The following is a 7,999-nucleotide window of genomic DNA, read 5'->3' as shown; positions in this document are numbered from 1 at the left end:
CAAGCAATTGCACGTTAGTGCAATTATGGAGGATTAGCTCAGCTGGGAGAGCATCTGCCTTACAAGCAGAGGGTCGGCGGTTCGAGCCCGTCATCCTCCACCATTATACATATCGGTTTTATATATAGGCCGGTGTAGCTCAATTGGTAGAGCAACTGACTTGTAATCAGTAGGTTGGGGGTTCAAGTCCTCTTGCCGGCACCACTTTTACATGCTATAATATTCAAGTCTCTTGTACGAAGAGCCATTAGCTCAGTTGGTAGAGCATCTGACTTTTAATCAGAGGGTCGAAGGTTCGAGTCCTTCATGGCTCACCATTTCCATATTGCGGATGTGGCGGAATTGGCAGACGCGCTAGAATCAGGCTCTAGTGTCTTTACAGACGTGGGGGTTCAAGTCCCTTCATCCGCACCATTTTTGCGGAAGTAGTTCAGTGGTAGAACACCACCTTGCCAAGGTGGGGGTCGCGGGTTCGAATCCCGTCTTCCGCTCCAACTATACCATCCACGCCGGGGTGGTGGAATTGGCAGACACACAGGACTTAAAATCCTGCGGTAGGTGACTACCGTGCCGGTTCAAGTCCGGCCCTCGGCATTCATTTTTGCGCCCGTAGCTCAATTGGATAGAGCGTTTGACTACGGATCAAAAGGTTAGGGGTTCGACTCCTCTCGGGCGCGCCATCATCTACATGAAATCGGGAAGTAGCTCAGCTTGGTAGAGCACATGGTTTGGGACCATGGGGTCGCAGGTTCGAATCCTGTCTTCCCGACCATTCTTGGGGCCTTAGCTCAGCTGGGAGAGCGCCTGCTTTGCACGCAGGAGGTCAGCGGTTCGATCCCGCTAGGCTCCACTTGATTTCATTAAATATTTGGCGGTGTAGCTCAGCTGGCTAGAGCGTACGGTTCATACCCGTGAGGTCGGGGGTTCGATCCCCTCCGCCGCTACCAATGGACCTTTAGCTCAGTTGGTTAGAGCAGACGGCTCATAACCGTCCGGTCGTAGGTTCGAGTCCTACAAGGTCCACCACTATACGGAGGAATACCCAAGTCTGGCTGAAGGGATCGGTCTTGAAAACCGACAGGGGTGTCAAAGCCCGCGGGGGTTCGAATCCCTCTTCCTCCTCCATATATACTTTTAATCGTCGCGGGGTGGAGCAGTTCGGTAGCTCGTCGGGCTCATAACCCGAAGGTCGCAGGTTCAAATCCTGCCCCCGCAACCAAAATAAATGGTCCGGTAGTTCAGTTGGTTAGAATGCCTGCCTGTCACGCAGGAGGTCGCGGGTTCGAGTCCCGTCCGGACCGCCATTTGAATAATAAGGCTCGGTAGCTCAGTTGGTAGAGCAACGGACTGAAAATCCGTGTGTCGGCGGTTCGATTCCGTCCCGAGCCACCATTTATTAATATATGTTTTGGCGGTTGTGGCGAAGTGGTTAACGCACCAGATTGTGGCTCTGGCATTCGTGGGTTCGATTCCCATCAATCGCCCCAAATAAATTTGCGGGTGTAGTTTAGTGGTAAAACCTCAGCCTTCCAAGCTGATGTCGTGGGTTCGATTCCCATCACCCGCTCCATTTCTATATCGTCATGGGCCTGTAGCTCAGCTGGTTAGAGCGCACGCCTGATAAGCGTGAGGTCGATGGTTCGAGTCCATTCAGGCCCACCATGACTTATATTCCACAGTAGCTCAGTGGTAGAGCTATCGGCTGTTAACCGATCGGTCGCAGGTTCGAATCCTGCCTGTGGAGCCAATTGGAGAAGTACTCAAGTGGCTGAAGAGGCGCCCCTGCTAAGGGTGTAGGTCGTGTAAGCGGCGCGAGGGTTCAAATCCCTCCTTCTCCGCCATATGATTACAAATATAAGTTCTCAACTATCGGCCCGTTGGTCAAGCGGTTAAGACACCGCCCTTTCACGGCGGTAACACGGGTTCGAATCCCGTACGGGTCATCCAGAAACCTTGCATATTCTACAAGGTTTTTTTGTTTTTATAAATCCTGATATGCTTTAGAATTAATCTGAAAAGCCGCTGTAAGAGCGGCTTTTTTTGATTTACAGATTCATTGAATAGATTGTAAAGGATAAAAACGTTGCAAACGCACTCCATAATATATAAGGCAAAAGAAGGTAGCTAGCAGCTCTGCTGTATTTTTTTGCAATGAGCATTAATACCAGTGCAGTGATCGCGACAAGCAAGCAGTCAATCGATGCAGCGAGCAAATTTTTTTGAGTGAATTGAAAATAGCTGAATGCCTGATTCAGCACATAGTTAACCAAAAGTATCATCCAAAAGCTTTTCGCTTTTTTAAATGAACACGCTGCAAATACTATGGCAGCTGAAAGGGAGATCAGGGCAAACAAGATCGCCCAAACGATGCCGATCGCAGATCCTGTTGGCGTCCAGTTCGGTTTTTTCAGTGAATTGTACCATTCTTGGTCAATGGGAAACAAGTATCCTGCGGCTGAAAACAGCGCATAGGTAATGACAAAAACGGCTATGGCACCGACAATTTTTTTCATATTTGCAACCTCCATATGTATTTAATTTGCAATAGTACTTACCCTATATTTTATAAAGATTAAACTCCCGATATGCGGGGGAAAAGATGGGCTTAAATCAGCTGCTTTATTGGTTTTTATTCAAATGCTGACTGTAAATCTTTCTTCAATAAAACAGATTTACGGACGTATTACTCGCGAATGACATCGTAAAGTCACTTAATGAGAGCTGATTGGCATACATTCAGCATCACATTGAATGTTTCGTCATTCCAGTTGAAAATGCTTTTATCGCATTCAGAACTTCGCCGTCTTATTTTGCTCATAAGTCAAGGACATTAGCAGCTGATGCAGAAGGACAAGTTTAGATAACGGATGAGATTAAAGCCCCCAATTGGGACATCCAGTATTTATAAAAAATTGCTGGAGAGCAAGCGACATGGCATTGGGCAGCAAAAGAGTTATTTGAAGGTGATGACCGATATGATGAAAATGTAAAAGAACCCCCATTAACGGGGGTTCAATCAGCGTGGAGATCGCCGAATGTGGTCATGATTCCTTCTTCATCAAGTTCTTCCTCATAACGTTCATGGGCTCTGCTTTGATAAACTGTAATTTCTTTTCCTGTAATATCTGTTGCAATGAAATTTTCGTACGACTCTGTATTGCCGATATTTTCTTCAGCGTTCATTGTCATATCATCATAGCTGAGCGGAGGGTTTTCCATATCCTGAGGTGTTGAAGAGTTTCCGTATTTTTCGACGTCCTGATAGGAATCTTCACTGTCATAAGGCGCTCTGATTTCTTCATCATCGTCAAATTCAAATTGCCCGAAAGGCGTTTCCTCTTCGATCGGACGGTCTTTGGAAACGACATCCTGTGACGAATACTTGGCGAGCGTTGTGGCAGTTGGAAGCGCTTCAAGTCGTTCGTAAGGGATTTCCTTTCCGCTGACTTCACAAATGCCGTACGTACCGTTTTCTATCGCTTTCAATGAATGTTCGATGTCCCGAAGATGCTCTCGCTCATGCAAGTCGAGAGCGATGTCTTTTTCACGTTCGTAGAGCTCTGTTGCCTGATCACCGGGGTGGTTGTCGTAAGCAGAAAGCTCGCCCCAAGAATCATAAGGAAAGGCAGAGTTAAGCTGAAAATGGTCATTGTCTTTGAAACGGTTTAAAATATCTTTTTTTGTTTGTTCCAGTTCATGTTGCAAGTGTTGAAGCTGGTCTTTTGTAAGCAATGTAATCGCCTCATTTCTCAGTGATGCATACCTTTAGTATGAACAGATCGCCTGAGAACTTTCATAAATATCGAGTGGATAAATATAGGCGGTTTACCTTATATGGTAAACGGATACAACCTTTGCTATCAGTGGAGAAAGAAATTTGAGGTTTGTTTCTTTTTCATTTCTGAAATTAGGTTTATAATAGGTAAGGCAGGCCATTTGGACTGCCTGATCTGTGTGTTTGACACAAAGGAGACACAGGTGTATGGTATTAAAAGCATTTTAAGGATTATGGAGGAATGTCTCATGGTGACAACGGTGCAGCGTACGTTCCGAAAGGAAGTTCTACATGCATTACATAAAGCCAAAGAAGTCAACCATGCTGTCTTAATAAGCTATTCGAGACAAATCGAGTCTCTTGACCCTCTATCATTTTTCAATTACGGAGCAAAAAAATATACAGGCAATCGATTTTTTTGGTCAGATCCTGAAAGTGAATTGACAATAGTCGGTCTTGGCAAAGAAGCGGTTTTCCAGACAAATGAAAAAAACAGCGAGCGGTATCGTGAGGTGTTTGAACAATGGGAACGCTTTAAAAAGACGGCTTTTCATATTTATGAAGAAGAAAAGCTGCATCATTCTGCAGTGGGACCTGTTCTGTTCGGGGGATTTTCTTTTGACCCTTACGAAGAAAGAGGTACACAATGGAACCATTTCTCGGAAGGGGATTTCTTCGTGCCTGCGCTTATGCTGACGATGACTGCCGAAGGCCCGTGCTTAACAGTCAACAGATGGATAAGCGGAGAGGAAGACGCAGAGGCTGTTTTGGATGACTTAACATCTTTTGCAGCTGAATGTAAGGTTCCTGACTTTAATCAAGAAAATCAAGCTGTGATTGAAGCCTCTCAAGAGCTGGATAAGGATAATTGGCTGAAAGCAATTGAAACGGCTACAAGTCAAATTAAAGAGAAACAATATGATAAAGTAGTTCTAGCTCGAGAGCTGCTGCTCACGTTTGATGGACCGGTCCAGATTGAACCAATGCTTAAAACACTTCTGAACGATCAGCAGACAAGCTATGTGTTTGCAATTGAGCAGGAAGGAAAAACTTTTGTCGGCGCATCTCCGGAAAGACTGATCAAAAGAGACGGCAATACTGTGATGTCTTCTTGTTTGGCTGGCTCTATTAAACGCGGTTCGAATGAAGAAGAAGACCGCTGGATGGGCCTTGAATTATTAAACGATGAAAAAAATCTGCTGGAGCATGATATTGTTGTAGGCATGATTCATGACGCTTTTGTATCAAGCTGTTCAGAGGTTGAAAAGCCCGACGGACCTCAATTGTACAAAACGAAAAGCGTTCAGCATTTATTTACGCCGATAGTCGGACAGCTTCGTGAGTCTGCTTCGCTTTTTGACTTAATTGAAAAGCTGCATCCCACGCCGGCGCTCGGGGGCGCACCTCAACAAAAAGCGGTTGAAGTGATCAGAGAAATCGAACCGATGTCCCGCGGCTGGTATGCGGCTCCTATCGGCTGGATTGACAGCCAGAATAACGGGGAATTTGCAGTAGCGATCCGTTCGGGATTAATCGAAGGCAGCACAGCAAGGCTATTTGCCGGATGCGGCATTGTGGAAGACTCAGATCCTCAGTCAGAGTATGAAGAAACTCAGATTAAATTAAAGCCGATGATCTCTGCGTTAGGAGGTGAGAGGCGTTGACAGTTAACCCAATTACTCACTACATCGGAAGTTTTATTGATGAATTCGCCCTTTCCGGGATTACAGATGCCGTCGTTTGTCCGGGCTCTAGGTCTACACCGCTGGCTATTCTTGCAGCCGCGCATCCTGATATTAACGTCCATGTCCAAATTGATGAAAGGTCTGCCGGGTTCTTTGCTTTAGGGCTGGCGAAAGCAAAGCAGCATCCCGTGCTTTTGATCTGTACATCGGGAACAGCGGCGGCCAACTTTTATCCGGCAGTAATTGAAGCTCATTATTCAAGAGTTCCAATTATTGTATTAACTGCTGATCGGCCTCACGAGCTGCGTGAAGTAGGCGCACCGCAGGCAATTAATCAGCATTTCTTATTCGGCCAATTTGTTAAGTTTTTCACAGACTCTGCTCTTCCTGAAGAGTCTCCGCATATGCTGAGATATATCCGAACGCTGGCCGGGCGTGCAGCCGGAGAAGCGCAAAAACGCCCAATGGGACCTGTGCATGTGAATGTCCCGCTGCGGGAACCGCTGATTCCGGATCTTTCGGATGAGCCATTTGGAAGAATGAGAACAGACCGTCACGTCTCTGTGAAAACGGGTATGCAATCTGTTGACCGCGAATCCCTGTCTGATGTAGCTGAAATGCTCACAGAGGCTGAAAAAGGCATGATCGTTTGCGGAGAGCTCCATAGTGATGCTGATAAGGAAAGCATTATTGCGCTCTCAAAAGCGCTTCAGTATCCGATTTTAGCAGACCCACTCTCTAATCTACGGAACGGTGATCATGATAAAAGCACTGTTATTGATGCGTATGATTCATTTTTAAAAGATGATGAATTGAAGTCGAAACTTCGTCCTGATGTTGTCATCCGTTTTGGTCCGATGCCTGTTTCAAAACCGGTTTTCTTATGGCTTAAGGATGACCCTGACATTCGGCAGATTGTGATTGACGAGGATGGCGGGTGGAGAGATCCGACACAGGCAAGCGCACATATGATTCACTGCAATCCATCTGCTTTTGCTGAAGCCGTCATGGCAGAACATGCCGATATGACTAAGTCAGCAGAGTGGCTGGAAAAGTGGCAGTTTGTCAATAGCCGGTTCCGTGCGCATTTACAAACAATCAGCAGTGAAGAGATGTCGTTTGAAGGCAATCTCTACCGAATTCTTCAGCATCTCGTGCCAGCACACAGTTCGCTGTTCGTCGGCAGCAGCATGCCGATCAGGGATGTTGATACGTTTTTTGAAAAGCAGGAACGAAATTTCCGAATTTATTCAAATCGCGGCGCAAATGGTATCGATGGTGTCGTCTCTTCTGCCATGGGAGTATGTGAAGGAACAAAAGCGCCTGTTACCCTCGTAATTGGAGATTTATCTTTTTATCACGATTTAAATGGACTGCTGGCAGCCAAAAAGCTTGGCATTCCTCTTACTGTGATTCTCGTGAATAATGACGGAGGCGGGATTTTCTCATTTTTGCCGCAGGCTTCTGAGAAGACACACTTTGAAGATTTGTTCGGCACACCGACTGGGCTCGATTTCAAGCATGCGGCTGCGCTTTACGGAGGAACGTATTCTTGCCCAGCCTCGTGGGACGAGTTCAAAGCAGCTTATGCGCCGCAGGCAGATAAGCCTGGACTTCATTTGATCGAAATCAAAACGGATCGCCAATCGAGAGTTCAGCTCCATCGCGATATGCTGAATGAAGCTGTGCGGGAAGTGAAAAAGCAATGGAGACTGTAAGGATAACTGTTTCAGACGGTGTCCGATATGCGGTCGCCGACGAGCGGTCAAATGCTCTCGAAGCCGTCGTCTGTCTGCACGGGTTTACCGGCAGCAAACAATCATGGACTTTTCTTGATCGGATGCTGCCTGATTCCCGTTTGATCAAAATTGATTGTTTAGGGCATGGTGAAACTGATGCTCCGCTAAATAGGAATAGATACAGCATAAGCCGGCAAGTTTCTGACCTTGCCGAGATTTTTGATCAATTAAAACTTCACAAAGTGAAATTGATTGGGTATTCTATGGGAGGAAGGCTTGCTTATTCTTTTGCGGCGGCATATCCTGAACGAATATCGGCGCTTGTGCTTGAAAGCACAACGCCTGGGCTTAAAACGCTTGAGGAACGGCGGGACCGGATCATGAGGGACCGGAAGCTTGCTGATTTTATTTTGCGTGACGGGATTAAAGCTTTTGCACAATATTGGGAGAACATCCCTTTGTTTTCATCCCAGCAGCGGCTTGCTGAAGATATTCGCCACAGGATAAGGTCGGGCCGTTTGCGAAACAATAAGGTTGGGCTTGCAAACAGTTTAAACGGTATGGGCACTGGTTCACAGCCTTCCCTGTGGAATCGTATAGAAAAAATAGACGTGCCTGTGCTTCTGATCTGCGGGGAGTGGGATGAAAAGTTTTGTGCCATCAATCAAGAGGTGCATAAGAAGCTCCCATCTAGTAGAATAGAGATTGTTCCAAAAGCCGGCCACACGGTCCATGTGGAACAGCCGCAAGTTTTTGGTAAAATAGTGAGTGAGTTTTTAACAAACACCTGACTCATTCAT

The 7,999-nt window shown here is 46.3% G+C and carries 5 protein-coding genes and 21 tRNA genes; 24 read left to right on the top strand and 2 right to left on the bottom strand.

Going from position 1 to position 7,999, the window contains the following annotated elements; genetic code table 11:
• The first annotated feature begins 27 nt into the window (after positions 1-27).
• The 21 genes from BTW01_RS01140 to BTW01_RS01040 all read left to right on the top strand — a co-directional run bounded on the left by BTW01_RS01140 (position 28) and on the right by BTW01_RS01040 (position 1,943).
• Positions 28-103: transfer RNA gene (locus BTW01_RS01140), tRNA-Val, on the top strand.
• A 25-nt stretch (positions 104-128) separates the two neighbouring features.
• Positions 129-204 (top strand) — tRNA-Thr (locus BTW01_RS01135).
• 37 nt (positions 205-241) lie between these two features.
• A tRNA-Lys gene (locus tag BTW01_RS01130) sits at positions 242-317 on the top strand.
• A 10-nt stretch (positions 318-327) separates the two neighbouring features.
• Positions 328-414 (top strand) — tRNA-Leu (locus tag BTW01_RS01125).
• A 5-nt stretch (positions 415-419) separates the two neighbouring features.
• Positions 420-494 (top strand) — tRNA-Gly (locus tag BTW01_RS01120).
• 14 nt (positions 495-508) lie between these two features.
• Positions 509-594: transfer RNA gene (locus tag BTW01_RS01115), tRNA-Leu, on the top strand.
• 9 nt (positions 595-603) lie between these two features.
• Positions 604-680, top strand: a tRNA-Arg gene (locus BTW01_RS01110).
• A gap of 15 nt (positions 681-695) precedes the next feature.
• A tRNA-Pro gene (locus BTW01_RS01105) sits at positions 696-772 on the top strand.
• A gap of 5 nt (positions 773-777) precedes the next feature.
• A tRNA-Ala gene (locus BTW01_RS01100) sits at positions 778-850 on the top strand.
• Positions 851-870: 20 nt separating this feature from the next.
• Positions 871-947, top strand: a tRNA-Met gene (locus BTW01_RS01095).
• A gap of 2 nt (positions 948-949) precedes the next feature.
• Positions 950-1,026, top strand: a tRNA-Ile gene (locus BTW01_RS01090).
• A gap of 6 nt (positions 1,027-1,032) precedes the next feature.
• A tRNA-Ser gene (locus tag BTW01_RS01085) sits at positions 1,033-1,125 on the top strand.
• A 17-nt stretch (positions 1,126-1,142) separates the two neighbouring features.
• Positions 1,143-1,219: transfer RNA gene (locus BTW01_RS01080), tRNA-Met, on the top strand.
• An 8-nt stretch (positions 1,220-1,227) separates the two neighbouring features.
• Positions 1,228-1,304 (top strand) — tRNA-Asp (locus tag BTW01_RS01075).
• 12 nt (positions 1,305-1,316) lie between these two features.
• Positions 1,317-1,392 (top strand) — tRNA-Phe (locus BTW01_RS01070).
• A gap of 19 nt (positions 1,393-1,411) precedes the next feature.
• Positions 1,412-1,487, top strand: a tRNA-His gene (locus tag BTW01_RS01065).
• Between the two features lie 9 nt (positions 1,488-1,496).
• A tRNA-Gly gene (locus BTW01_RS01060) sits at positions 1,497-1,570 on the top strand.
• 15 nt (positions 1,571-1,585) lie between these two features.
• Positions 1,586-1,662: transfer RNA gene (locus BTW01_RS01055), tRNA-Ile, on the top strand.
• Between the two features lie 10 nt (positions 1,663-1,672).
• Positions 1,673-1,747 (top strand) — tRNA-Asn (locus BTW01_RS01050).
• 3 nt (positions 1,748-1,750) lie between these two features.
• A tRNA-Ser gene (locus BTW01_RS01045) sits at positions 1,751-1,841 on the top strand.
• A 30-nt stretch (positions 1,842-1,871) separates the two neighbouring features.
• Positions 1,872-1,943, top strand: a tRNA-Glu gene (locus tag BTW01_RS01040).
• 102 nt (positions 1,944-2,045) lie between these two features.
• On the opposite strand, the gene BTW01_RS01035 is transcribed toward BTW01_RS01040, so the two are convergent.
• Both BTW01_RS01035 and BTW01_RS01030 read right to left on the bottom strand, forming a co-directional pair.
• Positions 2,046-2,513 carry a TspO/MBR family protein gene (locus BTW01_RS01035; protein ID WP_162101208.1) on the bottom strand — a complete coding sequence of 156 codons (468 nt, stop codon included), beginning with the start codon at positions 2,511-2,513 and terminating at the stop codon, positions 2,046-2,048.
• A gap of 499 nt (positions 2,514-3,012) precedes the next feature.
• A complete protein-coding gene (locus BTW01_RS01030; RefSeq protein ID WP_162101207.1) occupies positions 3,013-3,732 on the bottom strand; it encodes a yteA family sporulation protein in 720 nt (239 codons plus the stop codon).
• Between the two features lie 291 nt (positions 3,733-4,023).
• Between BTW01_RS01030 and BTW01_RS01025 the strand changes: the two genes are divergently transcribed.
• From BTW01_RS01025 to menH, 3 genes are read left to right on the top strand one after another with little or no spacing between them, the layout of a single operon-like run.
• A complete protein-coding gene (locus BTW01_RS01025; RefSeq protein WP_162101206.1) occupies positions 4,024-5,439 on the top strand; it encodes an isochorismate synthase in 1,416 nt (471 codons plus the stop codon).
• Positions 5,436-7,178, top strand: coding sequence for a 2-succinyl-5-enolpyruvyl-6-hydroxy-3-cyclohexene-1-carboxylic-acid synthase (gene menD / locus BTW01_RS01020; RefSeq protein WP_162101205.1), 1,743 nt, complete (start codon positions 5,436-5,438; stop codon positions 7,176-7,178). Before BTW01_RS01025 ends, menD begins: the two co-directional genes overlap by 4 nt.
• The gene (menH, locus tag BTW01_RS01015) at positions 7,166-7,990 is read left to right on the top strand and encodes a 2-succinyl-6-hydroxy-2,4-cyclohexadiene-1-carboxylate synthase (protein WP_162101204.1); all 825 of its coding nucleotides are present in this window, start codon (positions 7,166-7,168) and stop codon (positions 7,988-7,990) included. The genes menD and menH overlap by 13 nt, the downstream gene beginning before the upstream one ends.
• Positions 7,991-7,999 lie beyond the last annotated feature (9 nt).

This window comes from Bacillus sp. SKDU12 (assembly GCF_010093085.1).
Lineage (GTDB): Bacteria > Bacillota > Bacilli > Bacillales > Bacillaceae > Bacillus > Bacillus mexicanus.
Note: the sequence above shows the minus strand (reverse complement) of the source record. Positions and strands in the feature narration are given on the sequence as shown.

Bases quoted from the DNA above. Each gene is read 5' to 3' on its own strand.
- menH (WP_162101204.1), top strand. From the start codon at position 7,166: ATGGAGACTGTAAGGATAACTGTTTCAGACGGTGTCCGATATGCGGTC.
- BTW01_RS01035 (WP_162101208.1), bottom strand. From the start codon at position 2,513: ATGAAAAAAATTGTCGGTGCCATAGCCGTTTTTGTCATTACCTATGCG.
- BTW01_RS01025 (WP_162101206.1), top strand. From the start codon at position 4,024: ATGGTGACAACGGTGCAGCGTACGTTCCGAAAGGAAGTTCTACATGCA.